This window comes from Serratia sp. root2 (assembly GCF_031931805.1).
Taxonomy (GTDB): Bacteria; Pseudomonadota; Gammaproteobacteria; order Enterobacterales; family Enterobacteriaceae; genus Serratia; species Serratia inhibens.
Map to the genome: position 1 here is coordinate 1,553,673 of NZ_JAUJXB010000001.1, position 24,992 is coordinate 1,578,664.

Genomic DNA, 24,992 nt, shown 5'->3' on the forward strand with positions numbered 1-24,992 from the left:
GGAATAACGCTATTGTAAGTTGCTTATTCCGGTACAAAAACCGTAATTGCGGCAATAGTCTATTGCAATACAGTAAACAATTCTGTTGCTGCAGTGTCATAACCGCCCCATCGGCGGCTGCTATGATAATTAACGATTACCGCCAACAAGGAGCAAAAACGTGCATTTTCCACTGCTGCCACAGGCATTGCTGCGGCCTTTCTCACCCCATCAGGAACTGGCACAGGCGCTGTTGCCGCTAACCCTCGATTCCGACGATGGCTCGCATGACGTTGCCCACTTGCACCGTGTATGGAAGAACGCCCGCCAGATCAGTATGCAGGAAGGCGGCGACCGGCGCATCTTGTGTGCGGCGGTGCTGTTGCATGACTGCGTCGCGGTAGAAAAAAATTCGCCGCAGCGCCACCTGGCGTCACGCATGGCGGCGCAAAAAGCCGCGTTGACGCTGGCGCAGCTGGATTGGGAAGCGCACGACATCGCCAAAACGGTCCATGCCATCGAAGCCCACAGTTTTTCTGCCGCCATTACGCCGGAAACGCTGGAGGCGAAAATCATCCAGGATGCCGACCGTTTGGACGCCATCGGCATGATTGGCGTGGCGCGCTGTTTCTATATCGGTGGGCGTATGCGCAGCGCGCTGTACGATGCCGCCGATCCGCTGGCGCAACAGCGCCAATATGACGATAAGCGTTTCACGCTGGATCACTTCGAAACCAAACTGTTTAAGCTGCAGGAAGGTTTTCAGACCGCAGCCGGCCGACAAATGGCACAAGAGCGCACCGAGCGCATGCGTCGTTTCCTCAGCGAGTTGCTGGAAGAGATGTGAAAATCGCTGTTAATGCTTTCAAGGTGTCGATTCCGTTACGCTACCGGCATCTTCGCCGCGATAATTGCTGTACACTGTTAACCATCTTCACTGACCAGGCCACAACGATGAAAAAACTGACGCTGAAAGACATGACGGAAAGCGAGCAACGTGAAGTAAAAACCGAGCTGGACAAAGCGCGTAAAAACCTCGGCCGGGAATTGACGAACGCCGAGAATAACAAGACCAAGGATGAAGTCGTGGCACGCATCATGGCCGCCCGCGAGAAAATTGAAAAAGCCACGCGCGCCGAACGTAAAGCCAACCGGGTCAAACCCAGCGGCGAAACCTTCAGTTGGTCCGCTTCAATCAGTACCCGCCCCCCGCGTTAATGCCTTAAGAAAACCCCGCCAGCGCGGGGTTTTTTATTGCTCCCGATTCATTAGCCAAACTCATCAGCCCTTTCGAATCATGAATAACAATGTTATCAATAAGTTGTAAATTGACAGCATAATGAAGAATATTCATTATCGGGGAACATCCTCTGGCACTTTCTTATCTTGCTTATCTGTCGTTTGCACTGAAGGAACTTATTATGGCTTCATTCTCCGGTATTTGGGTTGCGCTGGTTACACCATTCAACAATAACGCCGTCGATCTGCCTGCGGTTAAACGGCTGGCGCAATACCTGATCGCCTCTGGCGTCTCCGGGTTGGTGGTCTGCGGCACCACCGGTGAAGCGGCGGCGTTGAGCAAAGAAGAACAATTGTCGGTACTCGACGCGGTATTGGACGTCGTGCCGGCCAACCAGGTGGTAATGGGGCTGTCGGGCAATAACATGCTGGATACCCTGCAGATGCAGCAGGAGATCCAGTTGCGCGACATTGCCGGGGTGCTGATCCCCGCGCCCTATTACATCCGCCCATCGCAATGCGGCCTGGTGGATTACTTCACCCAACTTGCCGATGCATCGAGCGTGCCGGTGATCCTGTACAATATCCCGCAGCGCACCGGCATCGTGATGGAGTTGCAAACCCTCAGGCAGATCGCCCGCCATCCGCAGGTGAAGGCGATCAAAGACTGCGGCGGTAACCCGGATACCACCATGGCGCTGATTGACGACGGCGAGATCGACGTAATGACCGGCGAAGATAATCTGATCCTCACTACCCTGTGCCTGGGCGGCACCGGGGCAATTTCCGCCTCCGCACATATTTATCCGCAGCGCTTCGTGCAACTGGTACAACAGGTCGCCAACGGCGATCTGGCTGCCGCGCGCGCTAACTTCTATGCGCTGTTGCCGATGATCCACCAGATGTTCAGTTTCCCCAACCCTGCCCCCGTCAAGGCCGCTCTTGCGCAGCAAGGCCTGATCCGCAACGAACTGCGATCGCCGATGCAAATCGCGCCACAGGCGTTGCAACAGCGCATTGCCGCTACTCTGGCGCAGCTACAGCCGGAGGATGCGCTGATTAGCTAAATTTGTTAGCTAACCCGCTGTAATTTTAACGTTATGGAACTAGGATCAGAGGTTAAGCATGCCTGTCATTCATCACAATCAAGGAGCTTCCGATGAAACTGTTCTATAAAGCCGGCGCCTGTTCTCTGTCACCGCATATTGTACTGCGCGAGGCGGGCCTGGATTTTACGGCGGAAAAGGTCGATCTGGCGCAGAAAAAGACCGAAAGTGGTGCAGACTACCTGACCATCAACCCTAAGGGACAAGTACCGGCGCTGCTGCTGGATGATGGCAGCGTGCTGACCGAGGGCGCGGCGATTGTGCAGTATCTGGCGGATCGCGTTCCTGATCGCAACCTGATCCCGGCGGCGGGTACGTTGTCGCGTTATCATGCCATTGAGTGGCTGAACTATATTGCGACTGAATTGCACAAGGGATTCAGCCCACTGTTTAACCCGAAAACGCCGGATGAATACAAGGCCATCGCACGCGCCAAACTGGAGCAGCAATTCAGCTATTTGAATTCCGTGCTGGCAAAGCAGCACTTCCTGTTGGGAAACCGGTTCAGTGTGGCGGACGCCTATCTGTTTACCGTTCTGCGTTGGGCCATTGCCCTGCAGTTTGATCTCAAAAAATACCCTCAGTTGGCGGCGTATTTTGATCGCGTGGCTGCACGGCCAGCGGTGGATGCGGCGTTGAACGCCGAAGCTTTGAAATAATCCCCAAGCCCCGGCGGCGCTGCCGGGGCTACAGAGTTTAGAGTTTTACCGCGTTGAATTCGCACTTCGGCTGCACGATGCGATCCTGTGCCGCCACTACCTGCAATTCGTACTCGCCCATTGCCTGGGTTGTCAGCATCACCTCATACACCGCCGCAGTCACATGCTCCAACGCCTTATCCAGCGCCACGCCTTGCAGTAAATTAACCAGTAACAGGCCGCTGGTCAGATCGCCTACGCCTACCGGTTGGCGAACGCCAAAATCCACCAGCGGGCGGCTGATATGCCAGGCTTCATCTGCCGTGACCAACAGCATTTCGAAACAGTCGATATGATAGCCGGCGCGGCTCAGGTGTTTGACCAGCACCAGCCTCGGCCCTTTGGCGATCAGTTCACGTGCTGCGCTTACCGCTTGCCCAACGTCAGTCACTTCCCGCTGGCTCAGCAGTTCCAGTTCAAGCAGGTTTGGCGCAATCATGTCGCTGCATTGCAGCGCCTGGCGGCAAAAAAACTCCGCCACGCCCGGCGCAACGATGCAACCCTTTTCAGGGTGGCCCATCACCGGATCGCAGAAATACCAGGCGTTCGGATTAGCCTGTTTGACCTGCCGAACCACCTCGAGAATATGGCTGCCCTGCTCCGGTGAACCGATATAGCCACTCAGCACCGCATTGCAGTTTTTCAGTTGATCGATGGCCGCAATCCCCTGAGCGATCTCCGTCAGGTGGCTGGCCGGCATTACGCAGCCCGTCCATTTGCCGTACTGGGTATGATTTGAAAACTGCACCGTGTTCAGCGGCCAGACGTTAACGCCCATACGGCGCATTGGGAATTCAGCCGCACTGTTGCCTGCATGCCCAAACACCACATGCGATTGAATAGAAAGAATATTTTTCATCTTAATTGGGTTATAACCTTGCCAAAGCCTGACCATGGGTAATGAAACACAGTGGATAAGCAGTTGTTCACTGCCACATATCATACTCTAACCGTTAAAATTGAAAAACAAAAAAAACCATTTAAAATAAATAGTTAGATCAATTTCAGCAAGAATGCATCTCTGTGACAGAGTGTCATAACCGCAATAATCCTGGCGTTTTTCCTAAAAATGAATTTAAAAACTTAGCAACCTCTTGGTACCAGCTAAGAGGGGGAATACTCAGCATTTTATCCTCTTGAAGTAATCCTTTATTGCAACTACGTTTAAATTCGGTATTTAACACATAAATCTAATTTTTTACGTCTTTAGAATAATAAAAAATAAATTTATAGGATACTAATTATTAGCGATGGTAACTTTCTCTTTTGGAGAAAAAGCAAACATTTTCTTATATGATCTTCTTGAATAACATTCAAATTATCAACCACTTACCATGTTACAGTTTGGGGAAACCATGAGCACCATTAACTATCAAAAAGACGTTGCCGCTCTTTATTACGCCTGCCTGGGGAAAAAAGCAGACTCCGCCACGCTGATTTTCTATGCCGACGTTTTATCCGCCGGGAAAATCGATCAAACATTCTTGGTCAATAAATTCGTTGCAGCACAAGATGGCCAATCACGCTATCAACATCTCAGCAATGAAGAAAAGGTCAGCTACGTTTACTACAATATAACCGGTAAATCCCCTTCTGCGAACGTACTTGCGAATTGGACCGCTGAGTTGAACCAAGGCCACTCAGTGGGATACATGGTTCAGACTCTGGTGCGTGAATTCCGGGATTATAACGGTAATAATGCGGAATATGTCGACGGCGCAGCAAAGCTGGAAGATACCATCAACAGTTCACTTTATCCCGCCTTCAACCAAGGACCCGAACTCTATTCCTCCGCAGCCGATATTCAGGCAATCTACTATGTGATTGGTGGCGTGATGGTTGCCGACGGCATCAATTTTTGGGCTCAAGCATTATACAGTGGTAAAAATACACTAAGTCAAATTGCGCAACACTTCATAGATACCCGACCTAAAACTGCCGATTTGAGTAATGAAGATTTCGTCAAAAAAATATTCGGTCTGACGTTCCAAGCTTCCCCCAACGACGCAGAATTAGCCAAGTATCTTTCCGGCCTTAACAATTCGTCGGAGAGTCGTGGTGAAGTCGTTGTAAGAATGATAGAGGATATTCGAAACGATACGGCACCTCCCAAGGCAAAGGATGCATTCCTCAGCGCAACGCATGTCTACGCCGCCGGTGAACTGCCGGCCGCCCAATACAAAGAAACGGTTGCCGCACTCTACCTGGCCATCGCGAAAAGCGATGCATCAGCATCAACCCTTGATACCTACAGCAAGTTTTTAGCAGCCGGTAACTCTGAGCTAGCCTTGGTAAAAATACTTGCTAAATCATCGCAATTCAGCGAGGCCAGCAATTTCAAGAAAATATATAATGATTTGTATGACATTAATGGCTCAGTTTCAGAACAATTTTACCAGGCCATTCTGCTAAAAAGTGGTAATGACCCCTTGAAAGCAACGTTGCTGATTATCGACTCTCTCCGTAACGGAAAATATCCATTAGATAATGATCAATCTCCGAACCCTTCACTGATAAAACAGTTCAATGCAAGCATTGGTGAATCCTTGGGTTATCAAGAAAAAGCCACATTGACGCTAAATAGCAATGGCGGAGTCCCAACTGGCACAATTAACTCCAGCAAGTTGCACTCATTGTCATCCGCAGAACTGGCCGTTCTTAAGGACGTCAAGATTAATGCCAATATCGATCTGCAGAAAAGTCTTGATCTCTCCGGACTAAATGGCATAAAGGAGATCACTCTCAGCGGGGACTATGCCACCAATAAAATATTGCTAAATTCGATTGCTGACGCGTGGATTTCCCCAACATTGATTCTTGATACCAAAAACATAGAGACTTCCGGTGGTGGCGCAGACCTGACAAATTTCAGAGTCGATAAAGAAGTTATTGTCAGCGATGGGACCGATATTGCCAATGCCAAATTCAATCTGATTTTTGGGCCAAATGAGAATAGCCTGCTATTTTGGAACGGGAATGCAACGGACACTACAGGGAACATCGTCAGCGAAAACTTTACCGCCCAGACAACGAATTTCTACTCCACCTACGACAACTATCTTATCTCGGCAAACTTTTTTACCAAAAATATCTATATTACAACGAATCAAAATGGTGACGACAGTACAGAAACTATCGGAAACAGTGGCAACTTCAAGTATTTTTCTGCCTTTGATCTGACTAACTACGTCGGGAAAACAAATGTTTATCGCGACGGCTTATTAGTAGGTACTCAGGACGACAAGGTTTTTGATTTCGGCCTGGCTACACAGCGAGGTACGGTGAATGGCTGGGACGGACTGACCGTTTCCGGGGCGGTAAATAATGTTCATGTGATTAATTTTCATAAGGGCTACGGATATGGCAATGACGATAGCAATATCCTGCGTTACCGGGAAGATGCCGGCGCCGCCAGTACACTGCATATTGAAACGGCTCTCTTCACCAAAAATATATCGTCGGATATCGCTCTAAGGGTGCATCTGGGCGAAGACGAAACCGACCATATCAACGCAGGTACCCTGAGTCTGACTACCCATTACCAGGGAACGGTTAATAATAGGTCCCTGATCATTGAGACGCGGGCTGAGAGTGGCACTCTAAGGCTTGCCGGAGGTGACAATAGCATTACAGATATCAGCTTAAATGGCGCAGCGGTACATCCCCATACCCTAAATCTGACTATTGCCGCAGACTTTAGTGATTCATTAACTTATGTTGGCATCACACCGAGTGATGACCGTTTGCAAGATCATATTATCAATTTGCATATGGAGAAGGGAGGATCTGGTGGGGGAGCATTTTATCAGACATTACTTTCTCTCAATGACAACACTCCCTTTCAAACTGTCATAGATACATTAGCGGGCGAACAGTTGCTCGTTTCCGGCGGCGGTTCAGGGGATAATCTGCAGGTAATGGGAAATACGACTATTATCGACGACACTAGTAGTAATGCCGCAGACACCTATCGTTTTGCCGACAGTAGCATAGATAACCTGGTTACCAGTATTGCTCCAGGTAGCCGAGACAAAATACTTGTCGGCGATGAAAATCACCAGTGGGTCTTTGGCTCCGGAGGTTATAAAGAAATGACCGTTTATGGCAGCGTCACTGGTAACGATGCACTTAATGCACAATTTAACGCCTTAGACCCCAGCCAATCTAACTCTGCGAAAAATATGTTTAGCGCAATACTGGCTAATGTGACAGAAGGGAAAAGCCAGGGTCAACTGTCCGAAGTAGGCGTATTAAAACTGGATAAGGCATTGTATGTGATTATTGATAAAAATCTCGATAAAATATTTGATGACAGTGACATTGTCTTTTCCCTGGGGAACAGAGACCCCTACCAAACCGCAGTTAGCCTGCATTATAAATCGCCTCCCATACAACTAACGGCAGAAAGCTCAGTGATAGACAGTGCGCTATAACAACCTCGGTAATGAAACATGAATACCGCAGGCAATGTGATTAAATCAAAAATGAAGAATAAATAAATGGGGGTCTTATGAGTTTACTTCAAGCGCAACATAGTCTTTCTGCCATTTACATGGCTGCCCTGGGTAAAAAAGCGGATACCAGCACCCTTGATTATTTTGGCAGGCAATTAGAAAATAGTAAGACCAATCCCACGGCGCTCGCCAATGCGCTGATTAACTCTCGTGATGGGCATAATCGTTACGATGGTCTGACTAATAGCGAGAAGCTTAGTTATATCTTTAAAAACATTACTGGGTCTGAGCCAGATAGTGTTACATTAGAAACGTTAATGTCAGAAGTTGAACATGGAAAATCTTTGGGTTCCATTATCATTGGTGTCATCAATAAAACAGAGAGTTATAACGGCACGGATGCTACCGCATTACAACAAAAAGCGCATCTCAACGATGTCATAAACACAACCCTTTACCCTTCTTTCGACAAAACCGTTGAATATTCCGCTTATGCCGCTGACATCCAGGCAGTTTACTATGTCATAGGTGGAACAATGGTATCCAGCGGTATTAATTTTTGGGCCAATGAATTAATTAACAGCCCGGAAAAACTTAATAAAATAGCTCAAAACTTTGTTAGCACTCGTCCTTCACTAAATAACTTAAACAACAATGATTTTATAAAATTAATATTTAAGAACACCTTCGATAAAATACCCACATCGCAGGAGTTGTCCAACTATCTCTCTGGCCTCGAAAACAATACAGAAACAAGAGGAGATGTTGTGGTCAGAATGATTAATGATATACGCAATGATGACAGCAACTCTCAAGCCAGCATTCACTTTAATCAAGCGACAAAAGTCTATCTTTCCGGCGAAATACCTGATTTGAAATACCAGGAAGTCGTAGCCTCTTTCTACCTGGCCATCGCAAAAAGCACTGTACCTGCGACTGCGCTTGACACATACAGTAAATATTTAGCGAGTGGAAAAACAGAGACTGATTTACTGAAAGTATTGGCTAACTCACCTCAATTCCATCTGGCTGAAAACTTTGCTGTAGTTTATCAGTACTTGTATGGCACTAAGCTGACCGCATCAGAATCACAGGCCATTTTGCTAAAAGCGGGTAATAACAAATACCAGGCAACGAATCTTATCGTTGAATCGTTCAGAAACGGTGAGTTTCCATTGGATAATCATAGTTATCCACTTGATAAAAAGTTGGTCATTAACTTTGAGAGCGAAATCAATGCAGCATTAAACTATTTTACTGGTCCGGCAACGCTAGAGGTCTCTGCAAACGGCGGTAATCCTTCCGGCACGTTGAATACAGGTAAGATGCATCAACTCTCTAATGCTGAACTTTCGCAGCTGACTCAAATCACTCTTACCGCAAGTACAGAACAAAGCGTTGACCTTTCATTCACTAAAGTAACCAAAATCACGCTCAACGGAGAATATTCCACCAGCAACGTGGTACTGGACTCCATTAATAAATCCGCAAAAGACATCACTCTGATGCTTGACGGCAATAGCCTTCAACATGCAGGTCCAAGCGTCAACTTAGGCAACGGAAACGTCGAGGTCATCGTCAGCGCCGCGGCCGATATCGCCCATGCCAACACGCAGCTAATTTTCTCTCCCAACGCCAACAAAAGTATCCTGCAAGGCCTTTATTGGGACGGAAATGGGCACAATAATGGCGCCAACCAGGTCAGCAGCACATTTACCGCAAAAAGTAGCGATCCCAGCGCCACAAAATCCACTATTTCCGCGAATTTCATTACTAAGGATATTTATCTGACGACTCAGCAAGATGGCTCGCTGAGTGGAGTGATCAAGAGCAGTTATGATCAGTTTTTCGGTTTCCAATATATCGACCTGACGCATTATAAAGGTACCGCAAATATCTACCTTGACGGCGCGCTGGTCGCTACCGAAGGCGCGAAGGTGTTAGATTTTGGCGTAGCCACCCAAAACGCCACTATTAATAACGCACAATATGACGATGTTGGCTCGCTGACCCAGGCGGCAGTGTCTGCCGGAAATTATACTGGGCAAAATGGCCTGACAATTTCCGCTTACTCTGGCGAAATACATGTGCTTAACCTGACACCCGCTCAATATGACTACTCGCCATACAGCCTGGCTTTCAATGGTGACGTGACGTCAGACAGTAAAGTGTATTTGAGCTACACGCCGAACAATGCCACGCAAGCTGAACTCCAGAGTTTTGGCATTCGTTTGGCTTCTGCGGGGTTACAGAAACTCAATGCAGGCACCGTGGATATCTCAGCCGCAGGCAACTATATCGGTGCGTTGACTATCGTCGCCGAGGGCCAGCAGACCGAAAAAACCCTCACCCTGTCTGGGGCGAATAACCATATCCAAAGAATTGAACTGGATGGCACCAACTCCAACACTCTGAACCTGACCATTTCGCAAGACTTTAGCGACTCGCTGAAAACTATCAGCGCCATTCCCTATGCAGACCACCGTGCTGCGGACATCATTCTGAATTTAAACGCAGAAAAAGGTGGCACCGGCGGCAGCGGTTTTTTCACCACGTTATCGGGTCTGACGAATGCGTCCCCCTTCTCGGCGATTACCGCGCAATTGGCTGGCGATCAACTCAGTGTGGGAAACAACGGCTTCAGCAGCGCTAGCGTGACCATTAATCACGCCACGGTGCAGGGAAATACCACGCTTGAAGCCGCTGCAGTGCTTAACTTTGCCGACAGTGGCGTCGATAACCTGGTTTCTCTGTCGAAACTTGCAACCAAAACGCAAATTAATGCGGGCACTGGCGACCAGCAATGGACTTTTTCCGCCACAGGCAACAAGACCATGCAGGTTTACGGTAGCGTGTCCAAGCCCGCAGAAGTGAATGCCTTGTTCAACAGCGTTGACATGACCGGGGTAACCACCGCCAACACCCTGTTTGGCAAACTACTGTCTCTGGTCACCCATGGCGCCAGTCAGGGGCAGTTGGCCGAAGTGGGTGCACTGAAGCTGGATCACAGCATCTATGTGATTATCGATAAGAATCACAATCAGTCTTTTGACGACCAAGACATTGTTTTTGCACTTGGCAATCAAACATCCGAACTGGATATTTATCAGACCGCAGTGAACCTGCACTATCAATCACCGGTAGTGAGTCTGACCGGCTCGAGTCAAATAAACACCGAAACTTTTGCTTGAACGTCAATACAATAAGGGGGAAACCCCTTATTGTACAATGTAATTAAATCAACAGTAAATATATTTCCCTGGCGGAATCTGTTAAGCGAATTTTTAGGAAAATATGAATAAAAACTTAAATTTAACATATTCAGCCTCAAAAATTTCACACCTTAATTTTATTTCAAAAATATGGGGGTCTACTTAATGAATAATCTTTTAGCACAACATCAGGTCGCAGCCATTTACCAGGCAATGCTGGGGAAAAAGGCCGACCTTGCCACCCTGAATTACTTCGGTTACAAAATAGCCAGCGAGCAACTATCTCTGTCGGGTCTGGCCAATAGTTTCACCCTGGCGCAAGACGGAAAAAATCGTTATGACGGGCTAAATGACAATGAGAAGATAAATTATATTTACGCCAACATTACCGGCACTCAACCAGATGCTGCCACGCTCGCAAAACTGGTAGCGCAAATACAGCACGGCACCGCTTTGGGAAGTATAGCCGTCACCATCGTCAATCAGATTGAATCCTACAACGGCAGCGACGAAACAACATTATCCCAGCAAGCCTACTTGCAAAAAAACATTAATACCACGTTGTTCCCGGCCTTTGACAAATCAACAGAGTTCTCCCCCTTTGCTGCTGATATTCAGGCGGCTTATTACGTTCTCGGCGCAGCTCAGGTGTCCAGCGGGATAAATTATTGGGCCGATAAACTCATCAACACCCACAATAATCTAGACAAAATCGCTCAGGTATTTATCAACGATCGTATTCAACTGCTTAAGTTGAGCGACGAAGATTTCGTGCGTAAAATATTCCACAATACCTTTGGCAGTAACGCCACAGCACAAGATATTATTAATTATGCCAGTGGATTGCAGAACCACACCGAAACGCGTGGTGAAGTCGTTGTCAGAATGATCCACGATATCCGAAATGACAACGACCACCCGGCAGCTAAACAACTCTTCACAGCGGCAACTCATGTCTATCTGGCCGGTGAACTACCGGCATTGCAATACCAGGAGGTAGTCGCATCATTTTATATCACCATCGCTAAAAGTTCCGTCCCTGCCAGCGCTCTGGACACATACAGTAAAATGTTGGCCGCGGGTACGACAGAAGCGCAATTGCTGAAAATTCTGTCAGCATCATCGCAATTCAGTACCGCAGAAGACTATGGCGTCATTTACCAACGTTTGTACTACAGTACGCTTACTGCAGCCGAATCGCAGGCCATTTTGCTTAAGGCGGGCAACGATAAACTGACGGCGACCCTACTGGTTCTCAATGCTTTCCGCGATGGGAAGTATCCACTGGACAATCACCCCATACCTCCAGCACATTCATTGCTACAGAACTATGAAAACAACCTGGGAAATACGTTAAATTATCAGAAAACTTTTGACGGCGTATTTTCCCTTTCCGATAACGGCAAACTGCTGGCAGATATCAATACTCACCAAACACATGAATTGACTCATGCGGAAATTGCATCATTGACATTATTGAACCAATTTAATATTAACGCAACTGCCAATATTGCCGTTGACCTGAGCATGGTCCCGTTTATCGGCACCACTAAAATTGTGCTTTCCGGTACCTATGCCACCAGCGCTACGGTATTGAATTCTCTTGGCAATAAAACCGTCGAACTGTTGCTTACAGATGCAAATATAAAAAATTCTGATGCAACTCAATCGTTGAAAACGACTATGGCAACGGTTGAATCCGGGACCGATCTAAGTAACGCCAAGATCAATCTGCTAGTAGAAAAACAATTGTATTGGGCAGGTAACAGTGTCAATGGCGGTGCCAATCATATCGGCAATGGCTTCCTCGCCCAAAGCAATGCTGATGTATATTCCAGCTATAACATGTTATCGGCCAATTTTATTACCAAATCAATTTACCTTACCAGCAATGATAACATTAACTTCGAAGGAAGCATCGTCAGTAATGTCAGCCAGTTCCTCTACTTCACCTACATTGATCTGACAAATTATCGTGGGACTGGTGAAATTTATATGAATGGTCAACGTGTTGCGACTGAAGGTAGCAAAGTCTTCGACTTTGGTTTATTCAGCCAAAATGCCAGCATTCACAATTCGTCTTATGATAACGTCAGCGCTTTGCAACAAGCTGAATTGCCTAAGGCAACCATACATAAGGAATTTACCGGCGTGTATGGAGGTGTGGTTTCCGCTTATTCAGGTGATTTGACCTTACTCAACGTCGGCAATGAAAAATTTACGATTGGCGGCGAGTTAACTAAAGACAGTAGCATCAAAATTTATGATACGGCGCAAAGCGACACCAGTTTCAGATTGGAATTTACCGAAGAAGCCAGCCACATTCAGGATCTGAACATGGGCACCTTTAGCTTTACCTCAGATCATAAAGAGACGTTGGAAATCTTCATGTTCAGTAATCTTGATACAGTACAGAACCGAACGTTGACGCTTGGCGGCGGGGACAACTCGATTTCCGATCTGCTGTTGAATGGACGTATGTATACGGGTGATAAAGCCGTAGCGCTCAATCTGACCATTGCCGCCGACTTTAGCGATAACCTGCACACCATCCGTGGCAGTGACTATGTCGACCGCAGATACTACTCCGACATGAAACTGAAATTGGTAGCGGAAAAAGGCGGTACCGGCGGCGGCAGCTTCTATAACACCCTCAACTCTCTCGCCAATAAAGGGGATTTCACCCACATCATCGACGATCTGGCTGGGTATCAATTAACGCTCGACGATACCGGTCTAACGGTACTCACGGCAAATGTCAAAGGCAATACCACCTTAGACCACGCACGGGCATTAACCTTTGCTGACAGCACAATCGATAATATGGTCACATTGAATGGCGGTTACCAAAATAGCGTCATTAACGTGGGAGATAATGGAAACCCATGGATTTTCTCCAAAGCTGGCGATAAAACCGCCACGCTGTATGGCAGCGCCACCTCTCAGGCAGAGATCCAGAATGCGTTTAGCGGCCTGACTGCAGCTAACGATGCGCAGGACTTGTTCTCACAGATCTTGGCGAAAATGACCCATGGCGCAAGCACCAATAACCTGTCGGAGGTCGGATTGCTAAAGCTGGACAAATCGGTGTATGTCATTGTGGACAACAACCACAACCAGGCGTTTGATGCCAATGACCTGGTGTTCTCGATTGGCAATCAGGACCCGTATTTGGCAGCTGTTACCCTGCATTATCAGGCTCCAGCCATTGACGTCAATGGTGCTGCGGCCGAGAGTCATTTGGCGGAAGCTTTAGTGTAAAACAAAATCAGGGACAGCCGCACGAACCTGACTGATGTTTGCCCATAAAAAAACCGGAGGGTAATACCCTCCGGTTTTTTATATTCAGACGAACTTATTTCCAGTCGACCAGGCAGTAATGCTTTTTACCCCGGCGCAACAGCGTGTAGCGGCCGAACAGACGATCGGCGTCGCTGAACGCGTATTCGGCGTTGGACTGTTTCTCACCGTTGATGGTCACCGCGTTGGAGCCGATCATGGTGCGCGCCTGGCCACGTGACGGCACCAGTTCAGCATTCACCAGCGCCTGCTGCAGATCCGCATCGCCATCCAGTTTGATGGTTGGCATACCGTCCTGCGCCAACTGGGCGAAGTCCGCTTCGGTCATGTCGTGCAGCGCGCCGGAGAACAGGCTCTGGGTGATGCGCTTGGCCGCAGCCAGCCCTTCCGCGCCATGTACCATGCCGGTCACTTCTTCCGCCAGCACATACTGGGCGCGCGGCGCTTTGCCGCTGTTCTTGTCTTCTTCTTCCAGCGCGTTGATGTCTTCCAGGCTCATAAAGGTAAAGAACTTCAGGAAACGGTAAACGTCGGCGTCGGCGGTGTTGATCCAGAACTGGTAGAACTTGTACGGGCTGGTTTTTTCCGGTGCCAGCCACACTGCACCGCCTTCGGTCTTACCGAACTTGGTGCCATCTGCCTTGGTAATCAACGGCACGGTCAGGCCGAACACCTGTTTCTGGTGCATGCGGCGAGTCAGATCGATACCGGAAGTGATATTGCCCCACTGATCGGAACCGCCAATCTGCAGTTCCACCTGGTGGCGGTTGTACAGCTCGGAGAAATCGAAACCCTGCAGCAGGTTGTAGGAGAACTCGGTGAAGGAAATGCCCGAATCGTCACGGTTCAAACGTTGCTTCACTGCCTCCTTGTTGATCATCTGGTTCACGGAGAAATGCTTGCCGATGTCACGCAGGAAGGTCAGCACGTTCATGCCGCCAAACCAGTCATAGTTGTTGGCGGCGATAGCGCTGTTGCTGCCACAGTCGAAGTCAAGGAACGGGGAAACCTGTTTGCGGATCTTTTCCACCCACTCATTCACCGTCTCGGCGGTATTCAGCTTGCGCTCAGCCGCTTTGAAGCTCGGATCGCCGATCAGACCCGTGGCGCCGCCTACCAGCGCGACCGGCTTGTGGCCGGCCAACTGGAAGCGCTTCAGGCACAACAGGGGAACCAGATGGCCCAAATGCAAGCTGTCAGCGGTCGGATCGAAACCGCAATACAGTGCAATTGGCCCTTGCGCCAGTCGCTCTGCTAACGCTTCCTCATCCGTAACCTGGGCAACGAGGCCCCGCTCTTGCAGTTGTTTAATCAAGTTGCTGCTTGCCATCAATGACTCCATGTATAAACGAATGCACCTTTGTCGGTACACGACCTTTCGCCCACTGGCGAAATATAAAATTCAGGGTAGCGCATAGAATAAAGCGCCGGCGGCATCAGTGCCAGCGCTTAAGGGGGATTTTCAGTCTTCAGGGCGCCAGTCGGTCAATTTTCCAGTCATTCCCATCGCGCTGATACAAAAAGCGGTCATGCAGGCGGTGTTCGCCGCCCTGCCAGAACTCGACAGAATCGAAATTAACGCGGAATCCGCCCCAAAAACTCGGCAACGGCACTTCGCCCTGCTGGAATTTTTGCTTCAATTCGAGGAATTTGCTCTCCAGTACGCCGCGGGCGGAAATACGCGATGACTGCTGCGATACCCAGGCGCCGATCTGGCTGTCTTTCGGCCGGCTGGTGAAGTACTTCATCACCTCCAGCGTGGACAGGCGCTCTGCCTTGCCAAGGAAAATCACCTGACGATCGAGCATGTGCCACGGAAATAGCAGGCTGATGTGCGGGTTTTGCGCTAACTGTTGCGCCTTGCGGCTGCCGAGATTGGTATAAAAGACCAGCCCTTTGTCGTCAAAATGCTTGAGCAGCACGATGCGCTGATAGGGTTGGCCATTTTCATCCACTGTAGCCACACACATGGCGGTAGGATCGGCCAGGCGCGCATCGCAGGCCTGCTTCAGCCAGCGTTCAAACAACTCAAGCGGATTGACGGTCAGATCGTTGCGGCGCAGGCCGCCACGGGTGTATTCACGGCGCAGGTCCGCAACATCAAACTCATTATTTTCAATCATCTGGTTTATCAACCAACCGAAAAATTCGTCGTTACATTCTGCGCCTGCAGCGCCAGAATCTCAATCGTTCTGACGCCGCCGTCGGCCGATCAGTTAGCCAGTACGCAGTCGCTTATAATCACCTTGTCATTACGTTCGACATAGGCGTTTTGGCCCTTCGACCAGAAACTGTACTTGCCGTCGCTGTATTTCGCACCGGACATGACCAGCACCTGTTTCAGCTTCAGTTGCTCGCCATCCATCAGAAAGCTGGCCGTGCTGTCCTTACCGTCCAGCGACACCGTCAGCGGCATAGTGCCGCATTGGTAATGCAGCGTCTGGCTGCTTTGCGGCAATACGTAACTGCAGCCTGCCAGCGCCAGCGCGCCTGCGGCAATAATGATTTTTTTCATGCTATTGCTCCTTAGGGAAATCTGTCGATTTCTATCCTAACAGAGCTAACGGGCCCCTAAAGGCAAAACCGGATAAATCCCACCCAGCAGGGTTTCACGGCTGGCGCCGGTGACCGACGGCAGGTTGCCGGCCTGTCCGGACAGGGTACGAAACGCCAGCCAGGCAAAGGCCAGCGCTTCCATATCGTCACCACTGACGCCGAAATCGTCGGTCAGACACACTTCGGTTCCCGGCAGTAGCGCGGACATCCGCGCCATCAGCAACGGGTTGCGCGCCCCGCCGCCACATACCAGCAAACGCTCGCAACCACCCGCCAATTGCACCTGCTCGCAAATGCTGGTCGCCGTCAGTTCCGCCAAGGTGGTTTGCACATCAACGGGGCTAACTGCCGGCAAGCCCGAGAGCTGGCGCTCCAGCCAAGCGGCGTTGAAATACTCGCGACCGGTGCTTTTCGGCGCAGGCAACGCAAAGTAAGGATCGGCCAGCATCTGTTGCAACAGCGGCAGGCAGACGCGCCCCTCCATTGCCCATGCGCCGTCTTTGTCGTAAGGCTGCGAACGATGACGCCATACCCAGGCATCCATCAGCATATTGCCCGGCCCGGTATCGAAACCGCGCACCGGCGCGCCTGGCAGCAGCAACGAAAGGTTGGCGATGCCACCAATATTGAGCACCATACGGCGCTCTACCTGATGCGCCAACAGCGCCTGATGAAATGCCGGTACCAGCGGGGCACCCTGGCCGCCGTAGGCCATATCGCGGCGGCGGAAATCGCCGACGGTGGTGATATTGGTCAATGCGGCAATGCGGTTGTTATCGCCCAATTGCATCGAGAAGCGTGCATCACCTTCAGGTTCATGCCACACCGTCTGGCCATGACAACCAATAGCGGTGATGTCATGCGCCGACATGCCGGTTTGTTTCAGCAAGCCAAGCACCGCCTCGCCAAACAACACGCCAAGCTGCGCATCCAACCGGCCCACCGCAGAAAGCGTGGTCTGCTGGCCCTGGCACATGCCGAGAATGTCTTGCTTCAGTTGGATCGGCATCGGGTGGCTGTAACTGGCCTGCTGCGCGACCATTCGTCCGTCGATTGCGGCAAGCACCACATCGACGCCATCCAGACTGGTGCCAGACATAACACCTATATAGCGGCCTGACTTCATAGCAACATCCTTTAACCCGCACGGGGAAGCAAACTTTCAACCGATAAATAAACCAGAATTAGACCATTAACGCCATGAATTATGATGTCTTTTTTCACCTCTGTGAGCGATGCGCCTGTTTTTAGCGGTCGGCCACGGTGATAAAGGTGGCTAAACCACGGCTCAACCCGCAACGGAATTTGTTCCGGCCCTGTCATAAAGCTAAACCACCGTTTATTATTGGTTGAACAGAGTAAAGTTAAGCTGCGTGCAGTGACGGGCATGGTGATGTACGTGCGTTTACGCCATACTTTGTCTATTATTTTCACTGAATCTGGGCCTGGAAAGGTTTCCCAGGTTATGGACTACCACAACAGGAGTTTTATATGATCAAGCGTCTTCTCGTCGTTGCCGTCGCCGCAGTTACGCTGGCAGGATGCGCCAATGAATCCATGTCCGGCGATGTCTATTCATCCTCGCAGGCCAAACAGGTTCAGACCGTGACTTACGGTACACTGGTTTCTGTCCGTCCAGTCAAAATCCAGGGGAGCGACAGTTCGAATACCATTGGGGCGATCGGCGGTGCGGTACTTGGCGGCTTGCTGGGTAACACCGTAGGTGGCGGCACCGGCCGTACCCTGGCAACCGCAGCGGGCGCAGTAGCCGGCGGCGTAGCAGGCAACAGCGTCGGTGAGCTGGCTGGGCGCACCACGGGTTATGAGTTGGAAATCAAGACCGACCAGAAAGAGAATATCGTGGTGGTTCAGAAGGCTGGCGCAACCAAGTTCAGCGTGGGCCAGCGTGTGCGTATGGCCCGCACCGGCGACACCATTACCGTCTCTCCGCTGTAAGCGGAAGCTGGAAGGTAAAACCGGAGGCCAAGGCCTCCGGTTTCATTTCCGATGCTGTGAAATCTAATCAAACAAAGAAATCGTTATTATTGTTTATTTTGCAATTCAGAGATGTTTTGTTCCAGCTTGCCAATCAATCCTACCAACAACTGCACTTCATCCGTGGTAATACCGCTCAAAATCTCACCGCGCGTAGAGCTGATGACGCTGTCCACTTCCCTGATGATGGGATCGGCCGCTTCAGTCAACTTGATACGCTTTGCACGCCGATCGTTAGCGCAAGTATGGCGAGTAATAAGCCCCTTCTCTTCGAGTTGGTCCAGCGTTCGAACCAGCGAAGGTTGTTCAATGCCGATTGCCTTGGCCAGTTGGATCTGCGACTGCTCCGGCGGTAGACGATTGATATTGTGCAGGGTGACCCAATGTGTTTGCGTGAGCGCCAGCGGCTTTAGCCGATGATCGATAAGCGCGCGCCAAACACGAACTAATCGTGCTAAATCTGAACCTAATGATGACTCCACTTCCCCCTCCTTATAATTAGCATGCTAATATAACTATCCAAAGTTTAGACCATTCTGAGTAACTCACATTAAAAACACAAATGTATATAATGTATGTTGTAGAAATAACCACCACTTTGATCAGTTATTGTTTATCCGTTACGCAAATATTTAACATATTCACTCGTAGGGATTGTTAATGTGAATAGTTCATGGCTTCACGCCACCGCCCCTCTGCCCGATTTGGTGCTCGGCGCCTCACTCTATTTCCCACCCATATTTAACGCTTTTTTGCTCGGGTCGGTTTTATGGCTACTGGCACACCGCCTGTTGCGAGACTGGATTTATTCCGGCGAAATTTGGCATCCCATGTTGATGGATTTGTCTATTTTCGTCATCGCCGTCAGCGGCTCCTTATGGATTTTAGCGAGTTGGTAACTCATGACGCATAAAACGTTAAAATATTTTTCTACGGTAATCGTCTGCGCCATTGCCCTATGTGCCGGTTGGTGGTTATGGAATTATTATATGCAATCCCCGTGGACCCGTGATGGAAAAGTGCGCGCCGAGCTCGTCAATATCACACCGGAAGTTTCTGGCAGATTAGAGAAAATAACCGTACATGACAATCAATTCATACCTGCGGGAAGTCTGATTTTCACTCTCGACCCGGTGCCATACCAGATTGCGCTGGACAATGCTGAGGCCGCGCTGGCAAAAGCGCAGTCCGATCTGGCCAAAGCGGAGCATGAGGCGGCACGTCGTCGCAGCCTGCCAAAAAACGTTATTTCTGCCGAAAATATGGACGAGTCAAATTTAGCCGCGCAAGCAATGAAAGCCGCTTATAAAGCTGCTGAGGCTAATCTGAAACAGGCTAAATGGAATTTAAGTAAAACTAAAATGTACGCGCCTGTCGATGGCTATATCACTAATTTGCAAGCACGAGTTGGGAACTATGCCAGCGCCGGCACGCCGTTGGTTGCGTTGGTCGACGCACACTCGTTTTACGTGCTCGGCTATTTTGAAGAAACCAAGCTCAAGCATATAAAAGAAGGCAATAAAGCGGACATCGTTTTATATAATGGCAACATTCCTCTGCAGGGCCTGGTGGAGAGCATTGGCCGCGCCATTAACGATCAAAGCGTCGACAGCAGCAGCGATTTATTAATGGACGTGAAACCCAACGTTCCCTGGGTGCGTTTGGCGCAGCGCGTGCCGGTGCGAATAAAATTGTTGAACGTACCCGCCGATCTGCCCTTGGTGGCGGGCACCACATGCACCATCGCCATTCATCAGTAAGGCTAACCAGTGAACCTGCCCTTCTTGGAATGGAAGCGTACCCCCTGGGGTAAGGCTACCGGCGGTCAGTGGCGCTATGCGCTGCGCAACTCGCTGGCCATGTGTCTGTCATTGTGGGTGGCGTTCGTCCTCAATCTCGACGAGCCTTATTGGGCGTTAACCTCCGCAGCGGTAGTCAGTTTCCCCACCTTCGGCGGCGTCATCAGCAAAAGCATAGGGCGCATTATCGGCAGCCTGATCGGCGCTGCCGCGTCAGTGGCCATTGCCGGCCATTGCCTGAACGATCCCTGGCTGTTCACCTTATTTATCGCCGCCTGGATCGGTTTGTGCACTTACATTTCCAACCATTATCAGAACAACGTTTCCTATGCGTTTGCGCTGGCGGGCTATACCGCCGCCATCATCGCCTTCGGCACGGTCAACGTCACCGATACTCAGCAGATCTTTGATATCGCTCAAGCGCGCGTCTGCGAGGTCATCACCGGTATTCTGTGCGGCGGCGTGATGATGATGATCCTGCCCAGCACCTCTGACGATGAAACCCTGCTGACCTCGTTAAGACGCATGCACCTGCGGCTGTTGGAACATGCCGCCATGTTGTGGCAACCGGAAATCACCGCTCAAATGCGTACGTCGCATGAGGGGGTTATCGGCCAGATCCTGACCATGAACCTGCTGCGTATTCAAGCATTCTGGAGCCACTATAGACTGCGGCGGCAAAATAATGTGCTCAACTATATGCTGCACCAGCAGCTGCGCCTTACCAGCGTGATCTCCAGCCTGCGCCGCATGTTGCTGAACTGGCCGGATCGCCCGGCCAATCTGGCAGCCGTCCTGGATCAATTGCTGACTGAGCTGCGCGATCCCGCAACCGACAAATACCGGCTGGCACGTATCCTGCAGCAGATAGCGCCTCAGGATCCGACAGATTATCGCCACCGCGCCTTCTGGCTGCGGCTGCGCCATTTCTGCTGGCTGTACCTGCGCTGCATTCGCTGGCTGCAAAGATTGGAAAGCGTCACGCCGGCCAGCGATATCCAACCTCCTCACGTGACTTCTCTGGCGCGTCATACCGACAGTTACGAAGCGGCCTATAACGGCCTGCGTACCTTTTTATGCATTATTATCGGCTGCGCTTACTGGATTAACACCCAGTGGGATGCAGGCAGCTCAGCGCTGACGTTAACCGCCATCAGTTGTGTGCTCTATTCCTCCACCCCTTCACCGATCAATAGCATCACCACCTTGTTGAAAGCGGTATTGCTGCTTTCGGTCGCCTGCTTTGTGGTGAAATTCGGTCTGATGATCCAAATTGACGATTTTTGGGTATTCTGCGCCTTCCTGTTCCCCATTCTGGTCACCCTGCAGATGATCAAACTGCAAAATCCCCCCTACGCCGCGCTATGGGGGCAATTGATCGTATTTATGGGTTCTTTTCTCACCGTCACCAACCCGCCGAGTTACGATTATCAGTCGTTTATCAACAACAACATCGGCAAGATTGTTGGGGTATTGTTTGCCGGTCTGGCATTCCAGATCCTGCGGCCCAGTTCTGACAAACGTAAAAGTCGGCGTATTATTCGCGCTCTGCGGCGCGACTTTAGCGATCAACTGAGCAAAAAACCGCAGCAGAGCGAGAGCCAGTTCGAATCTCTGATTTATCACCGCATCAGTCAGTTGAATCAAAGCCAGGATCAGGAGGCTCGCAGCTGGTTATTGCGCTGGGGCGTGGTGCTGCTCAACTGCAGCCATATCGTTTGGCAATTGCGTGACTGGCAAACTCGCTCCGATCCGCTCTCGGCGGTGCGGGACGTCTGCATTCACTGTCTACGGGACATTATGACCGAGAAAGGCGTGCAGCACCGATCTCTGGACGCCACGCTGCTGGAACTGCTGCGCATGAGCAATGCGTTGGCGCACCACCCTGAACAGGCGGCGCGCGATCTTGCCGGATTGATTTGGCGGCTTTACTGTTCGTTGCAGCAGCTGCAACAGGCGATCAACCCGCCTGACAACGCGGCGGCAACATCCACCGGCCGTTAAACCCGGTTATCCCTTAATCACACCGCAGGCGAAACGTTCGCCCCCGCCACCCAAGGGTTTCGGATGGTCGGAATGGTTGTCGCCACCGGCATGTACCATGAGTGCTTTGCCGGTTATTTCGCTGATTTTTTTCAGCCGCGGTGCCAGCACCGGATCGCTGGCCATGCCGTCTGCCGTGACATAAATGGCCGGCAGATCGCCCAAGTGGCCGTCTGCGTAAGGGCCAAGGTGCTTGCCGGTTTTTTGCGGATCAAGATGCCCACCCGCTGCCAACGCCGCTACCGCCTTACCCTCTTTCATACCCGGCTCGCAACTGCCGTTCTCGTGCACATGAAAACCGTGCACGCCTGCAGGCAACGCTTTTAACTGAGGGGTAAACAGCAGGCCGTAAGGCGTTTCGCTGATCGTGACTTTGCCAATCTCTTGGCCAATTCCCTGTCCGGTCACCAGATTCATGTCAACATCCACCGTTGCCGCCTGCGCGACTCCACAGGCCATCAGGCCGAAGGCCGCATACCAATAATGTTTCATCAATCACACTCCATGAAATATCTGTGAACCTTGAGTATAGGGTAACGAGTGATGCCACCGCTCAGAATGGGGATAAATCTGGCGATAAGATTCGCATTATTAATAATTCACACTAATAATAATTTTACCGCCCGTGGTCATCCGACCAGTTGTCGTTCGGTTTGTTCTGTTCATCTACACTCGCTGCCAGCGCTATTTGATAAGTAAACAAGCCAATGCAGCAAACTCATAAGGAACTGATATGGGCATATTTAATTACCGAGACCTCGATGATGCGAAATCAAAAACGTTATTTTCCGATGCGTTGGCGATTTCTACTTACTCGTACCACAACATTGATAATGGTTTTGACGAAGGCTACCACCACAACGGCTTCGGTTTGGGCTTGCCGTTTACGCTGGTTACCGCGCTGATTGGCAGCACTCAATCACAGGGCGGACTGCCCGGCATTCCCTGGAATCCCGATTCGGAAAAAGCAGCGTTAGAGGCGGTTAATAACGCCGGCTGGACCCTGATTAGCGCTAACCAGTTAGGCTATCAGGGCAAAACGGATGCCCACGGCACCTATTATGGCGAGAGCCTGGGTTACACCACCGCACAGGCTGAGATCCTGGGGAAATATGACAGCGCAGGCAACCTCATCTCGATTGGTATTGCCTTTCGCGGTACCAGCGGGCCGCGCGAGTCATTAATTACCGACAGTATCGGCGATCTGATCAACGACGTGCTGGCAGGCTTTGGACCAGAAGGCTATGCCGACAATTACAGCCTGAAAGCTTTCGGCACGTTATTGGGCGATGTGGCTAAATTCGCCCAGGCACATGGCCTGACCGGTGATGATGTCACCGTCAGCGGCCACAGCCTGGGCGGGCTGGCGGTGAACAGCATGGCAGCGCTCAGCGACGATAACTGGAAGGGTTTCTACGCGCAGTCCAACTACGTGGCGTTCGCCTCGCCCACGCAATATGAAACAGGCGGCAAAGTCATTAATATTGGTTACGAAAACGATCCGGTATTTCGCGCGCTGGAGGGTACCACACTAACGCCGGCATCTTTAGGCGTCCATGATGCGCCACAGGGATCCGCTACCAATAATATCGTTAATTTTAACGATCATTACGCCTCTGCCGCCTGGAATGTTCTGCCCTTCTCCATTCTGAATATCCCGACCTGGTTATCCCACTTACCGTTCTTTTATCAAGATGGGCTAATGCGGGTGTTGAATTCAGAGTTTTACTCCCTGACCAATAAAGACTCGACGGTGATCGTTTCCAACCTCTCCGATGTCACCCGCAGTGATACCTGGGTAGAGGATTTGAACCGCAATGCCGAAAAACACAGCGGCCCGACCTTTATTATTGGCAGTGACGGCAATGACTTAATCAAGGGCGGCACCGGCAACGATTATCTCGATGGGCGCGCCGGCAATGACACTTTCCGTGACGGCGGCGGGTTTAACGTTATTTCCGGCGGCGAGGGAAATAACACGCTGGACTTGCAACAGGCATTGAAGAAAAACGAAGTGGCTTACGATGGCAATACGCTTTATTTGCGTGACGCCACAGGCGGCATCACTCTGGCAAGCGATATCAGCATTTTACGCACTAAAGAAACCTCGTTATTGATCTTCACCAAAGAAGTAGACCATCAGGTGACCGATACCGGGCTGAAATCAGGTTCCAGCCTGACAGCCTACGCCGCGTCATCCAATGGCAGTGACGGTGCCGATACCCTGCATGCCAGAGCCAGCGACAACTGGTTATTTGGCAAAGGTGGCGATGACCAGTTATTTGGCCATAGCAGCGGTAATCTGACGTTTGTCGGCGGTAACGGCAACGATACGTTGCAGAGCGTCGGCAGTAACAATACCTTCCTGTTCAGCGGGGATTTTGGCAGCGATAAAGTGTACAACTTTGGCACCGCCGACAAGCTGGTCTTTCTGGGGACTCAGGGTGCCAGCGGCGATTTCCACGACTATGTTTCGCAGCAGTCTGATGGGCTGACCTTGGCCTTCGGCGAAAATAAGGTGACGCTGATCGGCGTAACCGCCGAAAGCCTCAACGACAGTCAGGTGGTGTTGGCTTAAATAACTTAAAATAAAAAGCCGGGCTATCCACAG

19 protein-coding genes are annotated in these 24,992 nt (G+C 50.4%); 12 read left to right on the forward strand and 7 right to left on the reverse strand.

Annotated elements, in window-relative coordinates:
• Nucleotides 1–160 precede the first annotated feature (160 nt).
• From QZQ97_RS06945 to gstA, 4 genes are all read left to right on the forward strand, one after another.
• Nucleotides 161–826, forward strand: coding sequence for an HD domain-containing protein (locus tag QZQ97_RS06945; protein WP_311992851.1), 666 nt, complete (start codon nucleotides 161–163; stop codon nucleotides 824–826).
• Nucleotides 827–933: 107 nt separating this feature from the next.
• Nucleotides 934–1,197 (forward strand): DUF3811 domain-containing protein, encoded by a 264-nt coding sequence (locus QZQ97_RS06950; RefSeq protein WP_006324956.1) that lies wholly within the window; start codon nucleotides 934–936, stop codon nucleotides 1,195–1,197.
• A gap of 203 nt (nucleotides 1,198–1,400) precedes the next feature.
• Nucleotides 1,401–2,285: a 4-hydroxy-tetrahydrodipicolinate synthase gene (gene dapA / locus QZQ97_RS06955; protein ID WP_311992852.1), complete on the forward strand. Its 885-nt coding sequence runs from the start codon at nucleotides 1,401–1,403 to the stop codon at nucleotides 2,283–2,285.
• Between the two features lie 92 nt (nucleotides 2,286–2,377).
• On the forward strand, nucleotides 2,378–2,983 hold the full coding sequence (gene gstA, locus QZQ97_RS06960) for a glutathione transferase GstA (protein ID WP_311992853.1): 606 nt from the start codon (nucleotides 2,378–2,380) through the stop codon (nucleotides 2,981–2,983).
• A 37-nt stretch (nucleotides 2,984–3,020) separates the two neighbouring features.
• On the opposite strand, the gene pdxY is transcribed toward gstA, so the two are convergent.
• Nucleotides 3,021–3,881: a pyridoxal kinase PdxY gene (gene pdxY / locus QZQ97_RS06965; protein ID WP_311992854.1), complete on the reverse strand. Its 861-nt coding sequence runs from the start codon at nucleotides 3,879–3,881 to the stop codon at nucleotides 3,021–3,023.
• Nucleotides 3,882–4,377: 496 nt separating this feature from the next.
• Here pdxY and QZQ97_RS06970 point away from each other — a divergent pair, with 496 nt between their 5' ends.
• From QZQ97_RS06970 to QZQ97_RS06980, 3 genes are all read left to right on the forward strand, one after another.
• Nucleotides 4,378–7,455 (forward strand): DUF4214 domain-containing protein, encoded by a 3,078-nt coding sequence (locus tag QZQ97_RS06970; RefSeq protein ID WP_311992855.1) that lies wholly within the window; start codon nucleotides 4,378–4,380, stop codon nucleotides 7,453–7,455.
• A gap of 77 nt (nucleotides 7,456–7,532) precedes the next feature.
• Nucleotides 7,533–10,667, forward strand: a complete 3,135-nt coding sequence (locus tag QZQ97_RS06975) for a DUF4214 domain-containing protein (RefSeq protein ID WP_311992856.1) — start codon at nucleotides 7,533–7,535, stop codon at nucleotides 10,665–10,667.
• 186 nt (nucleotides 10,668–10,853) lie between these two features.
• A complete protein-coding gene (locus tag QZQ97_RS06980) occupies nucleotides 10,854–13,949 on the forward strand; it encodes a DUF4214 domain-containing protein (RefSeq protein ID WP_311992857.1) in 3,096 nt (1,031 codons plus the stop codon).
• 94 nt (nucleotides 13,950–14,043) lie between these two features.
• On the opposite strand, the gene tyrS is transcribed toward QZQ97_RS06980, so the two are convergent.
• The 4 genes from tyrS to anmK form a co-directional block, all read right to left on the reverse strand.
• Nucleotides 14,044–15,318 (reverse strand): tyrosine--tRNA ligase, encoded by a 1,275-nt coding sequence (tyrS, locus tag QZQ97_RS06985; RefSeq protein WP_311992858.1) that lies wholly within the window; start codon nucleotides 15,316–15,318, stop codon nucleotides 14,044–14,046.
• Nucleotides 15,319–15,457: 139 nt separating this feature from the next.
• Complete coding sequence (gene pdxH / locus QZQ97_RS06990) at nucleotides 15,458–16,111, reverse strand: pyridoxamine 5'-phosphate oxidase (protein WP_311992859.1); 654 nt, start codon at nucleotides 16,109–16,111, stop codon at nucleotides 15,458–15,460.
• Between the two features lie 89 nt (nucleotides 16,112–16,200).
• On the reverse strand, nucleotides 16,201–16,503 hold the full coding sequence (locus tag QZQ97_RS06995) for an MliC family protein (RefSeq protein WP_311992860.1): 303 nt from the start codon (nucleotides 16,501–16,503) through the stop codon (nucleotides 16,201–16,203).
• Between the two features lie 45 nt (nucleotides 16,504–16,548).
• Entirely contained in the window at nucleotides 16,549–17,670 is a 1,122-nt protein-coding gene (gene anmK / locus QZQ97_RS07000; protein ID WP_311992861.1) for an anhydro-N-acetylmuramic acid kinase, read from the reverse strand.
• Between the two features lie 365 nt (nucleotides 17,671–18,035).
• Here anmK and QZQ97_RS07005 point away from each other — a divergent pair, with 365 nt between their 5' ends.
• On the forward strand, nucleotides 18,036–18,500 hold the full coding sequence (locus QZQ97_RS07005) for a glycine zipper 2TM domain-containing protein (RefSeq protein WP_166728786.1): 465 nt from the start codon (nucleotides 18,036–18,038) through the stop codon (nucleotides 18,498–18,500).
• Between the two features lie 86 nt (nucleotides 18,501–18,586).
• Here the strand turns inward: QZQ97_RS07005 and slyA are convergent, their stop codons facing one another.
• Nucleotides 18,587–19,021 (reverse strand): transcriptional regulator SlyA, encoded by a 435-nt coding sequence (gene slyA / locus QZQ97_RS07010; protein WP_212559616.1) that lies wholly within the window; start codon nucleotides 19,019–19,021, stop codon nucleotides 18,587–18,589.
• A 180-nt stretch (nucleotides 19,022–19,201) separates the two neighbouring features.
• Between slyA and QZQ97_RS07015 the strand changes: the two genes are divergently transcribed.
• From QZQ97_RS07015 to QZQ97_RS07025, 3 genes are read left to right on the forward strand one after another with little or no spacing between them, the layout of a single operon-like run.
• Entirely contained in the window at nucleotides 19,202–19,438 is a 237-nt protein-coding gene (locus tag QZQ97_RS07015; protein ID WP_311992863.1) for a DUF1656 domain-containing protein, read from the forward strand.
• Nucleotides 19,439–19,441: 3 nt separating this feature from the next.
• Complete coding sequence (locus QZQ97_RS07020) at nucleotides 19,442–20,299, forward strand: HlyD family secretion protein (protein ID WP_311992864.1); 858 nt, start codon at nucleotides 19,442–19,444, stop codon at nucleotides 20,297–20,299.
• A gap of 9 nt (nucleotides 20,300–20,308) precedes the next feature.
• Nucleotides 20,309–22,342 (forward strand): FUSC family protein, encoded by a 2,034-nt coding sequence (locus QZQ97_RS07025; protein WP_311992865.1) that lies wholly within the window; start codon nucleotides 20,309–20,311, stop codon nucleotides 22,340–22,342.
• A gap of 6 nt (nucleotides 22,343–22,348) precedes the next feature.
• Here the strand turns inward: QZQ97_RS07025 and sodC are convergent, their stop codons facing one another.
• Nucleotides 22,349–22,873, reverse strand: coding sequence for a superoxide dismutase [Cu-Zn] SodC (sodC, locus tag QZQ97_RS07030; RefSeq protein WP_311992866.1), 525 nt, complete (start codon nucleotides 22,871–22,873; stop codon nucleotides 22,349–22,351).
• Nucleotides 22,874–23,114: 241 nt separating this feature from the next.
• Between sodC and QZQ97_RS07035 the strand changes: the two genes are divergently transcribed.
• Entirely contained in the window at nucleotides 23,115–24,959 is a 1,845-nt protein-coding gene (locus QZQ97_RS07035) for a polyurethane esterase (RefSeq protein WP_311992867.1), read from the forward strand.
• Nucleotides 24,960–24,992 lie beyond the last annotated feature (33 nt).

Bases quoted from the DNA above. Each gene is read 5' to 3' on its own strand.
- QZQ97_RS06950 (WP_006324956.1), top strand. From the start codon at position 934: ATGAAAAAACTGACGCTGAAAGACATGACGGAAAGCGAGCAACGTGAA.
- dapA (WP_311992852.1), top strand. From the start codon at position 1,401: ATGGCTTCATTCTCCGGTATTTGGGTTGCGCTGGTTACACCATTCAAC.
- gstA (WP_311992853.1), top strand. From the start codon at position 2,378: ATGAAACTGTTCTATAAAGCCGGCGCCTGTTCTCTGTCACCGCATATT.
- pdxY (WP_311992854.1), bottom strand. From the start codon at position 3,881: ATGAAAAATATTCTTTCTATTCAATCGCATGTGGTGTTTGGGCATGCA.
- QZQ97_RS06970 (WP_311992855.1), top strand. From the start codon at position 4,378: ATGAGCACCATTAACTATCAAAAAGACGTTGCCGCTCTTTATTACGCC.
- QZQ97_RS06975 (WP_311992856.1), top strand. From the start codon at position 7,533: ATGAGTTTACTTCAAGCGCAACATAGTCTTTCTGCCATTTACATGGCT.
- QZQ97_RS06980 (WP_311992857.1), top strand. From the start codon at position 10,854: ATGAATAATCTTTTAGCACAACATCAGGTCGCAGCCATTTACCAGGCA.
- tyrS (WP_311992858.1), bottom strand. From the start codon at position 15,318: ATGGCAAGCAGCAACTTGATTAAACAACTGCAAGAGCGGGGCCTCGTT.
- pdxH (WP_311992859.1), bottom strand. From the start codon at position 16,111: ATGATTGAAAATAATGAGTTTGATGTTGCGGACCTGCGCCGTGAATAC.
- QZQ97_RS06995 (WP_311992860.1), bottom strand. From the start codon at position 16,503: ATGAAAAAAATCATTATTGCCGCAGGCGCGCTGGCGCTGGCAGGCTGC.
- anmK (WP_311992861.1), bottom strand. From the start codon at position 17,670: ATGAAGTCAGGCCGCTATATAGGTGTTATGTCTGGCACCAGTCTGGAT.
- QZQ97_RS07005 (WP_166728786.1), top strand. From the start codon at position 18,036: ATGATCAAGCGTCTTCTCGTCGTTGCCGTCGCCGCAGTTACGCTGGCA.
- QZQ97_RS07020 (WP_311992864.1), top strand. From the start codon at position 19,442: ATGACGCATAAAACGTTAAAATATTTTTCTACGGTAATCGTCTGCGCC.
- sodC (WP_311992866.1), bottom strand. From the start codon at position 22,873: ATGAAACATTATTGGTATGCGGCCTTCGGCCTGATGGCCTGTGGAGTC.
- QZQ97_RS07035 (WP_311992867.1), top strand. From the start codon at position 23,115: ATGGGCATATTTAATTACCGAGACCTCGATGATGCGAAATCAAAAACG.